Source organism: Marnyiella aurantia (assembly GCF_014041915.1).
Taxonomy (GTDB): Bacteria; Bacteroidota; Bacteroidia; order Flavobacteriales; family Weeksellaceae; genus Marnyiella; species Marnyiella aurantia.
In genome coordinates this window covers 2,051,786-2,065,605 of sequence record NZ_CP059472.1, presented here as the reverse complement: position 1 = coordinate 2,065,605, position 13,820 = coordinate 2,051,786, and the positions used below count along the sequence as shown (strand labels likewise).

Annotated in this window: 12 protein-coding genes, 3 tRNA genes and 1 rRNA gene; 3 read left to right on the top strand and 13 right to left on the bottom strand. The window is 41.6% G+C overall.

Going from position 1 to position 13,820, the window contains the following annotated elements; all coding sequences use genetic code 11:
* Positions 1-121: 121 nt before the first annotated feature.
* The 8 genes from H1R16_RS09620 to greA form a co-directional block, all read right to left on the bottom strand.
* Positions 122-195: transfer RNA gene (locus H1R16_RS09620), tRNA-Ala, on the bottom strand.
* Between the two features lie 89 nt (positions 196-284).
* Positions 285-358: transfer RNA gene (locus H1R16_RS09615), tRNA-Ile, on the bottom strand.
* Positions 359-590: 232 nt separating this feature from the next.
* Positions 591-2,107, bottom strand: a 16S ribosomal RNA gene (locus H1R16_RS09610).
* A gap of 1,095 nt (positions 2,108-3,202) precedes the next feature.
* Positions 3,203-3,276, bottom strand: a tRNA-Met gene (locus tag H1R16_RS09605).
* Between the two features lie 44 nt (positions 3,277-3,320).
* Positions 3,321-4,604 (bottom strand): TlpA family protein disulfide reductase, encoded by a 1,284-nt coding sequence (locus tag H1R16_RS09600; protein WP_181886805.1) that lies wholly within the window; start codon positions 4,602-4,604, stop codon positions 3,321-3,323.
* A 100-nt stretch (positions 4,605-4,704) separates the two neighbouring features.
* A complete protein-coding gene (gene clpX / locus H1R16_RS09595; protein ID WP_181886806.1) occupies positions 4,705-5,892 on the bottom strand; it encodes an ATP-dependent Clp protease ATP-binding subunit ClpX in 1,188 nt (395 codons plus the stop codon).
* Between the two features lie 89 nt (positions 5,893-5,981).
* Positions 5,982-6,371, bottom strand: coding sequence for an HIT family protein (locus H1R16_RS09590; RefSeq protein WP_181886807.1), 390 nt, complete (start codon positions 6,369-6,371; stop codon positions 5,982-5,984).
* Between the two features lie 39 nt (positions 6,372-6,410).
* Positions 6,411-6,881 (bottom strand): transcription elongation factor GreA, encoded by a 471-nt coding sequence (gene greA / locus H1R16_RS09585; protein ID WP_181886808.1) that lies wholly within the window; start codon positions 6,879-6,881, stop codon positions 6,411-6,413.
* Positions 6,882-6,985: 104 nt separating this feature from the next.
* Between greA and H1R16_RS09580 the strand changes: the two genes are divergently transcribed.
* The gene (locus H1R16_RS09580; RefSeq protein WP_181886809.1) at positions 6,986-7,435 is read left to right on the top strand and encodes a hypothetical protein; all 450 of its coding nucleotides are present in this window, start codon (positions 6,986-6,988) and stop codon (positions 7,433-7,435) included.
* An 8-nt stretch (positions 7,436-7,443) separates the two neighbouring features.
* Complete coding sequence (gene dtd, locus H1R16_RS09575; RefSeq protein WP_181886810.1) at positions 7,444-7,887, top strand: D-aminoacyl-tRNA deacylase; 444 nt, start codon at positions 7,444-7,446, stop codon at positions 7,885-7,887.
* Between the two features lie 63 nt (positions 7,888-7,950).
* Here the strand turns inward: dtd and H1R16_RS09570 are convergent, their stop codons facing one another.
* From H1R16_RS09570 to H1R16_RS09550, 5 genes are all read right to left on the bottom strand, one after another.
* Positions 7,951-8,463 (bottom strand): hypothetical protein, encoded by a 513-nt coding sequence (locus H1R16_RS09570; protein ID WP_181886811.1) that lies wholly within the window; start codon positions 8,461-8,463, stop codon positions 7,951-7,953.
* Between the two features lie 72 nt (positions 8,464-8,535).
* Positions 8,536-9,060, bottom strand: a complete 525-nt coding sequence (locus tag H1R16_RS09565) for a hypothetical protein (RefSeq protein WP_181886812.1) — start codon at positions 9,058-9,060, stop codon at positions 8,536-8,538.
* Positions 9,057-10,424: a DUF4153 domain-containing protein gene (locus H1R16_RS09560; protein ID WP_181886813.1), complete on the bottom strand. Its 1,368-nt coding sequence runs from the start codon at positions 10,422-10,424 to the stop codon at positions 9,057-9,059. Before H1R16_RS09560 ends, H1R16_RS09565 begins: the two co-directional genes overlap by 4 nt.
* A gap of 372 nt (positions 10,425-10,796) precedes the next feature.
* Positions 10,797-11,081 (bottom strand): winged helix-turn-helix domain-containing protein, encoded by a 285-nt coding sequence (locus H1R16_RS09555; RefSeq protein WP_181886814.1) that lies wholly within the window; start codon positions 11,079-11,081, stop codon positions 10,797-10,799.
* Between the two features lie 315 nt (positions 11,082-11,396).
* Positions 11,397-12,014: a hypothetical protein gene (locus H1R16_RS09550; RefSeq protein ID WP_181886815.1), complete on the bottom strand. Its 618-nt coding sequence runs from the start codon at positions 12,012-12,014 to the stop codon at positions 11,397-11,399.
* A 165-nt stretch (positions 12,015-12,179) separates the two neighbouring features.
* Between H1R16_RS09550 and H1R16_RS09545 the strand changes: the two genes are divergently transcribed.
* Positions 12,180-13,781, top strand: coding sequence for a class I SAM-dependent methyltransferase (locus H1R16_RS09545; protein WP_181887364.1), 1,602 nt, complete (start codon positions 12,180-12,182; stop codon positions 13,779-13,781).
* Positions 13,782-13,820 lie beyond the last annotated feature (39 nt).

The window sequence follows — 13,820 nt, the reverse complement described above, 5'->3', positions numbered from 1 at the left end:
GGTTTTCTCTTTGTGATGTTCTTACCGTTAATGTCAATGATCAATTTTCTTATTACTTCTTTAATGAACAGAAATTGTTTTTGGCTCTTTCCGTCACTTTTAAATTAAAGTGGTAATACTGTGGAGAATAAGGGAGTCGAACCCTTGACCTCCTGCGTGCAAGGCAGGCGCTCTAGCCAACTGAGCTAATTCCCCTCTAGTTCAGACTTGAGATTTCTAGTTTTCAGACCTGAGACTTTTTTGTCTCCTATCTTGTGTCTTTTAATCTCCCGTCTTGTAATTAGTAGTCTCGGGCAGGCTCGAACTGCCGACCTCTACATTATCAGTGTAGCGCTCTAACCAGCTGAGCTACGAGACTCTGTTTAGACATTAGATGTTAGACTTCAGATATCAGATTTTATTCTAACTTCTTTCTTCTAACTTCCAACTTCTTTCTTAATCTCTTCCCTATTACTAATTCCTAGTGGGTATATTTTAAATAAGCAACCAAAAAGTAAAAAACCAAAGCATCACTTAAAGTGAGTGCGTGTGGTACGACAAAGCGTACCGTGTTGTTTGTTTATTCTCTTCCCTAACGGGACGAGACTCAAAAATGAGATGTTCCAGCCGCACCTTCCGGTACGGCTACCTTGTTACGACTTAGCCCTAGTTACTTGTTTTACCCTAGGCAGCTCCTATTACGGTCACCGACTTCAGGTACCCCAAACTTCCATGGCTTGACGGGCGGTGTGTACAAGGCCCGGGAACGTATTCACCGCGCCATGGCTGATGCGCGATTACTAGCGATTCCAGCTTCATAGAGTCGAGTTGCAGACTCCAATCCGAACTGAGACCGGCTTTCGAGATTTGCATCACATCGCTGTGTAGCTGCCCTCTGTACCGGCCATTGTATTACGTGTGTGGCCCAAGACGTAAGGGCCGTGATGATTTGACGTCATCCCCACCTTCCTCTCTACTTGCGTAGGCAGTCTCACTAGAGTCCTCAACTGAATGTTAGCAACTAGTGACAGGGGTTGCGCTCGTTGCAGGACTTAACCTAACACCTCACGGCACGAGCTGACGACAACCATGCAGCACCTTGAAAATTGCCCGAAGGAGAATCTGTTTCCAGATCTGTCAATTCCCATTTAAGTCTTGGTAAGGTTCCTCGCGTATCATCGAATTAAACCACATAATCCACCGCTTGTGCGGGCCCCCGTCAATTCCTTTGAGTTTCAATCTTGCGATCGTACTCCCCAGGTGGCTAACTTATCACTTTCGCTTGGTCTCTGAATCCGAAAATCCAAAAACGAGTTAGCATCGTTTACGGCGTGGACTACCAGGGTATCTAATCCTGTTCGCTCCCCACGCTTTCGTCCATCAGCGTCAGTTAAATCTTAGTGACCTGCCTTCGCAATTGGTGTTCTAAGTAATATCTATGCATTTCACCGCTACACTACTTATTCCAGCCACTTCAAATTTACTCAAGACCCGCAGTATCAATGGCAGTTTCACAGTTAAGCTGCGAGATTTCACCACTGACTTACGGGCCCGCCTACGGACCCTTTAAACCCAATAAATCCGGATAACGCTTGCACCCTCCGTATTACCGCGGCTGCTGGCACGGAGTTAGCCGGTGCTTATTCGTACAGTACCTTCAGCCAGATACACGTATCTGGGTTTATCCCTGTACAAAAGAAGTTTACAACCCATAGGGCCGTCGTCCTTCACGCGGGATGGCTGGATCAGGCTCTCACCCATTGTCCAATATTCCTCACTGCTGCCTCCCGTAGGAGTCTGGTCCGTGTCTCAGTACCAGTGTGGGGGATCACCCTCTCAGGCCCCCTAAAGATCACAGACTTGGTGAGCCGTTACCTCACCAACTATCTAATCTTGCGCGTGCCCATCTCTATCCACCGGAGTTTTCAATAGTAACTGATGCCAGTCACTATATTATGGGGTATTAATCTTCCTTTCGAAAGGCTATCCCCCAGATAAAGGCAGGTTGCACACGTGTTACGCACCCGTACGCCGCTCTCAAAGTCCCGAAGGACTTCTACCGCTCGGCTTGCATGTGTTAGGCCTCCCGCTAGCGTTCATCCTGAGCCAGGATCAAACTCTCCATTGTATGTTTGTTCACTCGCTCACTCAAAGTTATTGACGCTTTGGTTTTTCCTTACTTTTTTTTTGGTTGTTATTTGTATGTCAATGATCTCTCTTCTTTTCGCTTTATTTCCAGTCACCTCTTCTGTCGTTGGGCGTCTGAATTGCGAGTGCAAAAGTATAAACTATTTTTTAAATGACCAAATATTTTTGAAGAAAATTTTACGTCCAGATATTCACTGTGTTATTCAGCAAACCCCTTCCTTAACTTACCTCTCCTTTCAAATCTGACCCCTAAGTCTCTCCTGCGCTTCCCCATCTCTCGTTACCTCGAATTGGGACTGCAAAAGTACAACTTATTTTTAAACTGCCAAATGTTTTTTGATAAAATTTTAAACCGGTTAAATACCGCTCTATTCTCTTACTTCCTAAACCCTGACTTGCCTTCTACTTCGCTCCCTGGTCTCTCGATTTGGGATTGCAAAGATACCCATTTATCTACTCCCTCCAAATATATTGATGTAAATATTTACTAAAATTATATAAACTACTGAGGGTGAAGGGGGAAAATATTAAATGCAATTATTACAGTCTCTGCCAGCATCTATTTACGGCATAGAGTAACACGCATGGCTAAACCATCCACAGATTGCATATTAATTAGCGATGAAGATTTTAATATTTACAAAACATTAAAATCCCAGCAGCGGCGCAGAGGATATATGCACATATATAGAGTAGTAACTGACCCCACTTAAGCCGGCATTCAGTGTTGCGAGTTTTATAAGCTTCGTACGAGATACACAAAACTTTAAAAATATCTAAATTACCGCCACCGGCACCGGCAGCCTATAGTTCATGATTGCAAATAAAATATGTTAGAAGATTGTAGCAAATCAATATAAACCAAGTTATGTCTTGTGCAATATAATATGTACACTACAAATTCGCTCATCAATGAAATTCCACTCACGTTAGTAAGAAACTGGAAAACGGTCGGAGCCGACGGATATGAATACTTAGAGGTCTTTTCAAGTTCGCCGATACGACTAATCAGGTAGATCAGTTACAAATTCATTTGATCAACAAAAAAATCCCACCTGATATAGATGGGATTGTGTAGCGAAGACGGGAATTGAACCCGTGACCTCAGGGTTATGAATCCTGCGCTCTAACCAACTGAGCTACCTCGCCGTTAAAGTGGTGCAAATATATAAAGTTTTTAAAATCTGGCAAAATTATTTTAGCTTTAAAAACTGTAAAACATCACTTACATGATCGGGCTTCGCAATAATGCGGTTTTGAGCATCGACGATGAAGTATGTAGGCGTAGCATGGATATTATAGGTTTCAGTATAGGTGCTGTTCCACCCACGCAGTTCACTGTCATTAATCCAAGGCAGTGCCGTAACCTTGCTTTCGTAAACACTGCGGTCTGTATCCAGAGAAAATCCAACAACCTCAATATTCTGAGCCTTCATTGCATTATACTTTTCCAGCAGTTTAGGAAGCTCAGCTTCACAATGTGAGCATGTACTGGACCAGAATACGATTACTTTTTTGTCAGCCTTCACGCTGTGAAGATTTTTGGATGCTGTGTTGGAAACACGTGCAAATTTATAATCGGGGAAAATGGCTCCCATTTCCACATTGTTATTCGCCTTAATTGTAGAAGCCAACCTGTCGTTGATCGTACATTTAAGATTTTTTGCCTGAGTAAGGTATTTGTCCTTTAAGGCAGTCATTCCATACACATCGAAAATATCAATGAGTTCAGACATAACCGTCTGCCCGCGGGGGGTCTCTACATTCAGTCTTTTCAGCAAAGCATCAACGGAGGCATCAACATTTGCACTTCCCGCGGAGTTCAGGAAATTAACCAACAGAGGACGTAATAGTGACGACGACTCCAGCATCTCGCCGGAATTAGAGATAAAATCTGCAATTTCGGCCTGTGCAGGAGTATTTTCGGGTGACTTTTCGACCAGAAATTTATTGTAATTGGTATTGTAAAAGCTCACAAATGGATTACTGGAGGCATCTACCGTATAGGAGCGGCCAATTTCCTGGATTTCTTTGTCCAAAGCCTTTCCAAAATCTGAGCTGGGCCTGTAATAGTCTTTAATCTGTACAAGAGCAGGATAAATCAAATCTTTTTTCTTCTGCTGGTCCTGTACTTTTTCCATCAGCATGTTCACGGGATCTTTGTATATCACATTAACTTTATTGCCGTCGGATTCGAGTTTAAGACTGATATCTTTATTTTCGGAAATCATACTGAATGACGCATTGTTTTCCGGGAAATAAATTTTCATCATCCCCACATATCGCTGCGGCACTTTGAAAGACCAAGCCATATTCTTTTTAAGTTCTCTGGAAACAATGATGTCTTTTGAGCCGTTAAGCGTATAAAGAACTGCCTCTTTTGCATTGAATGAAGCGGGCGCCTCAACGGTAACTGAGAACTGGGCCTGCATAAATGATCCCGCGAGAATGGCTATAAGAAGTGCGTGTTTACTCATGTACGTATAATTCCACCTTATAAAGGTTGGTTTTGTTGCATTTATTGATTGTAATTTCCTGGAATGGTTAAAAAGCCCGATGCTGATGGATGGTAACTAATTAACTGCCTATTTTGATATCATCTGCATTAAGGATGATTTCCTCATGCTCGCCAATTGAAAACATATGATCCTCCAGCACTTTTTCGGTAGTACCTCTAAGACCACGAGCTCCGAGACCTTTCTCAATGGTTTCCTCCACAATTCTTTCAATTGCACCTTCTGTAAATTCAAGCTTGATTCCGTCCATTTTGAAGAGTTCCACAAACTGATTAACTATAGAGTTCTTAGGCTCCGTCATAATACGGATCATTGTTTCTTTAGTAAGCGCATCCAGATGTGTTACGATTGGAAAACGCCCCAAAAGTTCAGGAATAAGTCCGAATTTCCTTAAGTCAATCGCATTTATCTGGCTCAGGATATAACTTTCTTCAGCAGTATTGTTCAGTTTTTCTGCACTGAAACCGATAGCCTGTTTGTTCAGTCTTCTTTCAATGATTTCCTTAATACCGTCGAAAGCCCCACCGGCTATAAACAAAATGTTCTGAGTATTAACCTGAATATATTTCTGATCCGGGTGCTTGCGGCCACCCTGCGGCGGAACATTTACAATACTTCCTTCCAGAAGTTTCAATAAGCCCTGCTGCACACCTTCACCGGAAACGTCGCGGGTGATGCTGGGATTATCCGATTTTCTGGCAATCTTATCAATTTCATCGATGAATACGATTCCGCGCTCGGCTTTTTCCACATCATAATCCGCCACCATAAGAAGTCTGGACAGAATACTTTCCACATCTTCGCCTACATAACCTGCCTCCGTAAGAATAGTAGCATCAACAATACAGAAAGGGACATTAAGTTCCCGGGCAATTGTTTTTGCCAAAAGGGTCTTACCCGTACCGGTTTCGCCAATCATTATGATATTGGATTTCTCGATCTCTACTTCCCTGTTTTCAACTTTGGAATGAAGCAACCTTTTGTAATGATTATATACAGCAATAGAGAGCTGTTTTTTAGCCTGATCCTGTCCGATTACATATTCATCCAGATAGGTTTTGATCACTTTTGGCTTCTTCAGATCCTCCAGCTTTTGCGCAGGTGAAGAACCATCCTTCTTCGCACCTTCCTTCACGATACCGTGCGCCTGCTCGATACAGGTTTCGCAAATAAAACCTTCCTGGCCCGCGACAAGCATCTCTACTTCGTTTCTTTTCCTGCCACAAAATGAACACTGATTTTTATTCATGTTTTTTCTTAAATATAATTTGTAAGGTTGGTGCTGTTCACCGGATGAAAAAGTCGTAAAAAAACAAATTTTACGACTTTAATTTACAGTCAGGCCTGGATAATAGCTTCCTGAATATCCCTGAATTCTGTTTCGCTTAGTTTAAGCCTCTCATTAGCAAAATTGAGATCACCTATGGAATTTAACGGGACTAGATGAATGTGCGCATGGGGAACCTCAAGCCCCACTACAGCTACTCCAACCCGGACGCAGGGAATGGCTTTGCCAACCTTGGCAGCCACCTTTTGTGCAAATGCCCAAAGATCTTTATACTCTTCTGTTTCTATGTTGAAGATAAGATCTGTTTCTTTTTTCGGGATAACCAGCGTGTGTCCTTTTGCCAGTGGCATTACATCCAGGAATGCCAGAAAACGGTCGTCTTCCGCAATCTTATATGCAGGGATTTCGCCATTAATAATTTTAGTGAATACTGTGCTCATGTTTCAATTCTAAGGGTAGAACTTCGTTAGTTACCAATATTACAGAGAGATTTCCAGAACCTCAAAAGAAAGCTTGTTTCCGTTTGGAAGCTCGATTTCAGCCTGGTCGCCCACAGCTTTACCCAACAATCCTTTTGCAATAGGCGTATTAACAGAAATCTTACCGCTTTTCAGATCACTTTCATTATCGGGAACCAGAGTAAACTTCTGCTCTTGCTTGGTTCCGTTATTTTTCAGTCTTACAGTGGTTAGTATGGAGACTTTAGAAGTATCCAGTAAATTTTCATTAATCACTTTGGCATTAGAAACCAGGTCTTTGAGTTTGGAAATTTTCATTTCCAGCATTCCCTGCGCTTCCTTTGCAGCATCATACTCGGCATTTTCGGACAAATCACCCTTATCGCGTGCCTCGGCAATCTGCTGGGTAATCTTCGGTCTTTCGATACTTTCAAGTTTGTCCAGTTCGGATTTCATCTTATCCAAACCCTCCTGGGTTACGTATGTTGCCATGATCTCTTTTTTGAATTAAGTAAAAAAAAATTATCCGACCATTACAGCCCGGACAATGATTATATTTGTATTTCGTTGTACAAATATATAAAATTAAATTTAATATGAAACAAGCAGGAAGCCTGATAGCAACCGTGTTTATTCTGGTATTCAGCGCATTAAACCTAAACTCCTGCGGACGGAGTGCCGAAACAGTGAGTTGCTTTCCCGATACTCAGATTAATGTGCTTTTAAACCTGAATTTACCTGCCTACCAAAGCCTGCAGAATGTGGGCGGATGGATATATGTAAATGAACAGAGCCCGGGCACGCGCGGACTGATTGTTGTCCGTACTACTACAGGTTTCAAAGTTTACGACCGAAATGCACCCCATCTTTGTCCGGATTCCAACACCACGCTCACTGTGACGGACAATATTAAAATTACGTGTGCAAAGGACGGTGCCGAGTGGATTCTGTACACAGGCGAACCCACACAAATCGCACAGGTGCCACCTAAGACCTATCAGTCTAATTATAATGCGGGCAGTAACGTACTTACTATATATAATTAGCTTTTAGAATGAGGATAGTAGTACAGAGGGTTTCGGAGGCCAGCGTAAAGGTAGAGGGAAAAAGTGCAGGTGAAATTGGTGGTGGACTTCTAGTGCTTGTTGGCATTGAAGATAGCGATGAGGAAAAGGATGCGGAATGGCTGGCTTCAAAGATCCTGAATTTGCGGATATTCAGTGATGAAGATGGTAAAATGAACCGATCCGTGCTCGATGTAAACGGGGAAATACTTTGTATCAGCCAGTTTACACTCCTCGCCGATTACCGAAAAGGCAACCGTCCTTCATTTATCAGAGCTGCAAGGCCGGACAAAGCTGTTCCTTTATTTGAATTTTTCAAATCTGAACTTTCAAAATCCTCAGTAAAGGTCGAAAGCGGAATTTTTGGAGCAGATATGAAGGTTTCACTGCTGAACGACGGACCTGTAACCATAGTGATGGACAGCAAAGCATAACAAAAAAGCCTCCATTTAAAAAATGAAGGCTTCAACTGAAATATATAAATGAGAAATTGGTGCTTAGTTGGATGTAACCGGCAGGCTGCTGAAATTCATTGAAGTCCTGATTCCTAAATCGGTAGCCGGCGTACTCTTCAGTACATATACAATTCTTTGCTGAACAGCGTTACCGGATTTCATTACATTATCCAAAACCTGATTGGAATTGACATCCAGTGATAGGGTGTTACCAATGTTATCAGCGATATTGTCACGGGAAGCTATCAGAACTTCGCTACCTCCTGCAGACAGATATACTTTTACGCTTTGGAACACACCCATACTCTGTGCGCCAGCAGTGACAGTCATATTGGCGCTTGCCACCCGAATTTCTTTCACATTTGCCGTTGCCCCTACTAACTGATTAATACTGGTACCCGCTCCCACGGCTGTGAGTGTTGTATTGGCCGGAGATCCCTGTGTAACAACCATATTAGTGGTATAGGGAAATGTATTCTGCATAATTGACGAAACGGTAGAACAACTGGCTACAGCAGCTGTAGCAACAATTGCGGAAAGAAATAAATTTTTCATAGGATTGATTTTCTGCGAACCCTACTTCAGATATTGTACCATAGTAATTTTCGTTAACAGTAATTAACACTGCTATCTTATTTCAACTGAGAATTTACCCGTAGCTGGGCCTGAAGCCATATTACTCTTACCCACCATGAGCCAGAAGTCACCCTCCTCCTTTATCTCAAAAGTCGACTCGCGGCTGAAAGGACCGTCGTACTCGCCATTCGCGAGACGTATCTGATTGATACGGATATTCATCTGCGGATCTGAAGGAATAATTTTAACCACAATTTTGGAAGGTTTCAGGTTCTTAATCTTCAGAATAAACTGCTGATCTGCATTTTTAAATTCATCCTGAACAACGAGCGGAATCATATCTCCCTTGATTGTCTTTATGATTTTATTGCCTTCCACTATTCTGAAATTTGGCGATACAGCCTCTGCGTTTTTATTTTCATCTGCAGTAACAACCCCGTTTTCCTTAGAGCTTCTTCCAATATCAAACTTGTTTTCTTTAGTGAATGAAGAATCGTTCGCTGGAGTGTCGCCCACAGCTTCTTTCTTACTGCAGGAGGTCATTAACAAGGCAAGTGCAATTACAGTTATTCTCATTTGTCAAAATTTAATGTCTTGTAATACAGGATACTCGACAGAAATGTTTTGTCCTGTTCCCATCTAATTTCATGCGGAATAATTGATTTCCGGACTTCTTCGGGATACTTTTCAAAAAGAAGATCTTCATTATAATTCATACTTTGATGAAAATTGAAATTACCCTTATTGTTATTGATGTTGTAAGACGTTGCCAAATATCCCCAGTTGATGAATGCCGCAATTAATACTGTTCCATAGAAATACCAGGCCATATGATTAAACAGGAATGCATTGGTTTTCTGTTTCCGGATTTTTATAAAAGTAAGTGAAAGGCCTATGATGCACAAAACTAAAAAGGCATATACACCCAGTCGCTTATATGTGAGTCCGAGATTAAGAATGTACTCTGAATTCTTGATTATAGCGGAAATCACTAAAATCATATTAAGTGTGAGCCAGATTTGCGCAAGAAGTTTTAATGGTCTGGCTTTCTGGTCAAAATTAAAACTTCCCTTGAAATAGAACATGATTACCACGACTGCCATTACTATTGACAGGATTACAGCGTTCACCCGGTCGTGTGTTTCGCTGGACAGTTCACTGGCGGAAGTGGATGTTTCAAAAAACTGTTCAAAATTAAAGGTTACGATGAAAATCAGTAGCAGTAGATTGAGGGCGGCAAAAGAGATTACCCCACTGGTCCTTTCGGAATCAATACCAAGAAATGACGAGGTGGGCTTTTGGGCTTGTTGGTCGGCATCAAAATCGTTCTTCAGATAGTTATTCCATGCAGGAAAGAAATTATCAATCTTATAATTCCAGAAGTTAAAGGCTACAAAAAATCCCAACACGCTGAGAGCTATAAACTGCCAGACATCAAAATCCCATTGCCAATTATCAAAAATTCCCGCAAAGTGCGTACTGCCTAAAGAGTAGATGCCGAAGAAAGCCAGGACGAAAAATACCGGGATCAGAATAACTGCAATCAGTCTTTTAAATGCTGAAGAGGTATTTACGGTCGGTAGCCATTCGCCAAACTGAAAGACGCGGTATATAAAGGTGATAAAATTTACAGCGAAAACGGGAATAACAAACAGGGATTTTAACCTGTGGTCCCGTGAACTGAATGTAAGCAGAGCCAGTGAGGTAAATACGGCCAGAAAAGAAGCAAAATCCCCGTACCATGCAAATGCCACACTGGACAGGATGCTCAGTACAAAAAGGATGAGAAACGGGCGTGAACGGATGCTTTCCGGTGTTCGGAAAAGCGTAAGTAAGGCATAGGAAATTCCTAAAATTCCAAAGTTTAGTCCCATATCTTCGCCATAAAACAGCGTGACGAACAGTACAGTGGTGAGAAGGATCAATTGATGTGTTTTCATAATATTACAGATTTTGTGATTAGTATGTTAAGATTAAAATGCACCAAAAAGTCAGTACAAAAGGAAAGTTGAAAAGCAGAAGGATCAACGAATGCAAAAACTGAATCCTGTTTTCGGAGAATGTAATCAGCATTGCAACCAGGAAGATTTAAACAATAACACTTATAAAAAAATTCATTACTGTTGTAAAAATTAACAGTTCCAGTCCCTCAGTCCAGCCCATCTTATTGGCTAGCAATAGCATGAGGCCAATACTCCAGCTCATTGTAAAGTAGATTTTTACATTAGAATTGATATTTATTTCATTTATTCTCAGTTTGTCTTTATTCAAAGTACTTTGTTATTCAAAGCTAAAAAGCAAAAAAATATAGGTTACCTTCCCAGTAGCTTTTCCAGTGCAGATAGATGTTCACCAAAAGCCTTCTTTCCCGTTTCAGTTGCGCGATAGGAAGTCTTCGGTTTCTTGCCTACAAATTCCTTTTTCACTTCAATATATTCTGATTTTTCCAAAGCCGTGCTGTGACTCGCCAGGTTACCGTCGGTAATTTCAAGCAAATTTTTCATTTCCGTAAAATCAACCCAGTCGTTTACCATCAAAACGGACATAATACCCAGTCTGACGCGGCTTTCAAATTCTTTGTTGAGTTTACTTATCATTATTAGAGGTTAGAAGTTAGAGGTTAAAATTAGGTACAGGGTTGGGGACTTTGCTTGAATTTTTGGATTTTTGATTTTTGATTATTTGCTGTTCTTCCAGTTTCCTGATCCTGGCTCTTGGCTCTGGCTCCTGATTCCTGCACCTTCTAAACCACAGAGATCACGGAGGCTTTACTAACGAAACAGAATTTATACTATTCCGATGTAAAATGTGAATGTTAAAGTGCTTCCTTTTTAACTAATCCAACCGTACATTACAACATTCTTACCTTTTACTTTTGCCTTTTTACTTTTGTCTTAATCCTGGTTCTTTTCTCACATATACTTCTTATGCATCACCAAACCGTAAACAATATGCAGAACTCCGAATCCAAATGCCCAGAACACAAGACCCCAGCCCAGGAAAAAGAAAGATAAAAGTCCCAGGACGATTTGGCACAAACCTAAATACTGAATATCTGTAAATGTGTATTTTGAAGCATTAACCAAAGCAAGTCCGTAAAAGATCAGGGTCGTGGGTGCCACAAAGACAAAGATTTCATGGTAGAGCAACCCAAGACAGAATAGCCCGCCAGTAATCAAAGGAACGGCAAAATTAAAAAGTAGTCTTTTTGTCGTCTGGTCCCATATCTGAAGGTTTTTCTCCCTACTCTTCCGGGCCGTAAAAATATATCCTGATAAAACAGCAAGAACAAGTATCGCTGCGCCAATCATTGCTAATTCGCGGACCAGATCTTCACTGAAAACGTTTCTTTTCCCATCGAAGTAATCGATTCCCTCCCGCTGGAATACAAAATAGACATAAACAGCTCCCAATAATGCCACCAATCCGGCAAAAACTCCGGACAGCCCGCTTAACGAAATAAACCGGGAGCTGCGCTCCATCATGCTGCGGATGTGAGCCAGGTCTTCGTGATAATTCTTTGATTCCATAAAAAGCACTTTGAATTACAAAGTTAAAAATTAATTTGAGTCAGTAATCTATTTATTTTTAAATTTTACCTTAAACATAAGATGAATTTAAAAGTAATCATGGTGGGACTATCTGCCGACATTCAAAATATGCATATATTTAACAGCATCATTCAACAAAATAATATGGATAAAAGAGAACTCCGAAGTTCCATTTTCAGACACCTTGACGGAATTGTTACTGCTCCGGTGGTGGCCGCGCTTCAGAAAAGACGGATCCTGAACCTGATCTATGAGACAAATACAATAACACTGCAGCAACTTACGGCCAAAACAGGCGGACATGAAGGCTATCTGAACGTGGCATTACGGGTTTTGGCATCACAGGGATTTCTGGATTACCGACTGAACAGTGAAGATGAAACGGTAACCATTTCTGCAAATGCCCATACTAACCAGCTGCTTCCTCTCGTTCATCTATATGAAAAAGTAATTCCATTTCAGCGTGAATCCACAAGCTTCAACTTTCAGCAGCTGGAACCGCAGTCCTTCAACAATCTTGTGCAGCTGTTTGATGAATTCCGGGAGAATTCTGGACTTCAACTTTCCGAAAACGAAAAAGCAAAGCAACTTCAGCAACAGGTTTTGAAGCATATCGAAGGTTGTCTGGTAGGTCCAATCATTGTTCAGCTCGGAATGAACGGTATGTTCCATAAATATTTCATGGAAACCTCATTCCAGGCCGTCGAATTTCATAAAAACCCGGAGAACTTCGAAAAAATTCTTGATTTCCTGACTGACTTGGGATGGTTTACCAAAAATAACAAGAACTATAAATTTACTGAAAGCGGACTTTATTTCGCTCGCCGTGCTGCCTCATACGGTGTTACTGTGTCTTATCTCCCATTATTTAACCGACTGGAAGATCTGCTTTTCGGGGATCCAAAAAAGTTGCGCGAAACTGCTGAAGGCGAGGACGAAATCCACGTAGACAGAAAAATGAATGTTTGGGGAAGCGGCGGCGCACATTCCACTTATTTTAAAGTAGTGACAGATTTTATTGTTTCGATCTTTAATCAGCCTATCCATCTTCAGCCGAAAGGCATCCTGGATATGGGTTGTGGCAACGGTGCCTTTATCCAGCACATTTTCGAAACTATTGAGAGGCATACTTTACGTGGCAGAATGCTGGAGGATTACCCACTTTTCCTTGTTGGCGCCGATTATAACCAGGCGGCACTTAATGTAACCCGGGCAAATCTCATCAACAATGATATCTGGGCAAAGGTAATCTGGGGCGATATCGGTGATCCTGACCGGTTGGCCCGGGACCTGAAAGACAATTACGAGATAGACCTGTCGGACCTTGTGAACATCCGCACCTTTCTGGATCACAACAGAATTTGGAAAAATCCCACGGATTTGAATCCGGATCGAGTTTCTACTTCAAGCGGAGCTTTTGCTTTCCGCGGGAAAAGGATTCCGAATAAGCTTGTAGAAGAAAATCTGAAAGAGCACCTGAACCTTTGGCTGCCCTACATTAAAAAGAACGGTTTACTGGTGATTGAACTTCATACGCTAAATCCCGAACTGACAAGTCAACATCTTGGTGAAACAGCTTCTACAGCCTACGATGCTACCCATGGATTCTCCGATCAGTATATTGTGGAAGTAGATGTTTTCCACAAAATCTGCAATGAAGTCGGACTGACCGTGGATAAAGATCTGTTCAAAAAATATCCGGATTCTGATTTGGCGACTGTTTCAATAAATCTGCTGAAGGCATAAACGGAAAAAGCAAAGACCGAAATCTTTGCTTTCTTTGTA

Excerpts from the sequence above, each read along its gene's own strand:
- H1R16_RS09600 (WP_181886805.1), bottom strand. The coding sequence starts at position 4,604 with ATGAGTAAACACGCACTTCTTATAGCCATTCTCGCGGGATCATTTATG.
- clpX (WP_181886806.1), bottom strand. The coding sequence starts at position 5,892 with ATGAATAAAAATCAGTGTTCATTTTGTGGCAGGAAAAGAAACGAAGTA.
- H1R16_RS09590 (WP_181886807.1), bottom strand. The coding sequence starts at position 6,371 with ATGAGCACAGTATTCACTAAAATTATTAATGGCGAAATCCCTGCATAT.
- greA (WP_181886808.1), bottom strand. The coding sequence starts at position 6,881 with ATGGCAACATACGTAACCCAGGAGGGTTTGGATAAGATGAAATCCGAA.
- H1R16_RS09580 (WP_181886809.1), top strand. The coding sequence starts at position 6,986 with ATGAAACAAGCAGGAAGCCTGATAGCAACCGTGTTTATTCTGGTATTC.
- dtd (WP_181886810.1), top strand. The coding sequence starts at position 7,444 with ATGAGGATAGTAGTACAGAGGGTTTCGGAGGCCAGCGTAAAGGTAGAG.
- H1R16_RS09570 (WP_181886811.1), bottom strand. The coding sequence starts at position 8,463 with ATGAAAAATTTATTTCTTTCCGCAATTGTTGCTACAGCTGCTGTAGCC.
- H1R16_RS09565 (WP_181886812.1), bottom strand. The coding sequence starts at position 9,060 with ATGAGAATAACTGTAATTGCACTTGCCTTGTTAATGACCTCCTGCAGT.
- H1R16_RS09560 (WP_181886813.1), bottom strand. The coding sequence starts at position 10,424 with ATGAAAACACATCAATTGATCCTTCTCACCACTGTACTGTTCGTCACG.
- H1R16_RS09555 (WP_181886814.1), bottom strand. The coding sequence starts at position 11,081 with ATGATAAGTAAACTCAACAAAGAATTTGAAAGCCGCGTCAGACTGGGT.
- H1R16_RS09550 (WP_181886815.1), bottom strand. The coding sequence starts at position 12,014 with ATGGAATCAAAGAATTATCACGAAGACCTGGCTCACATCCGCAGCATG.
- H1R16_RS09545 (WP_181887364.1), top strand. The coding sequence starts at position 12,180 with ATGGATAAAAGAGAACTCCGAAGTTCCATTTTCAGACACCTTGACGGA.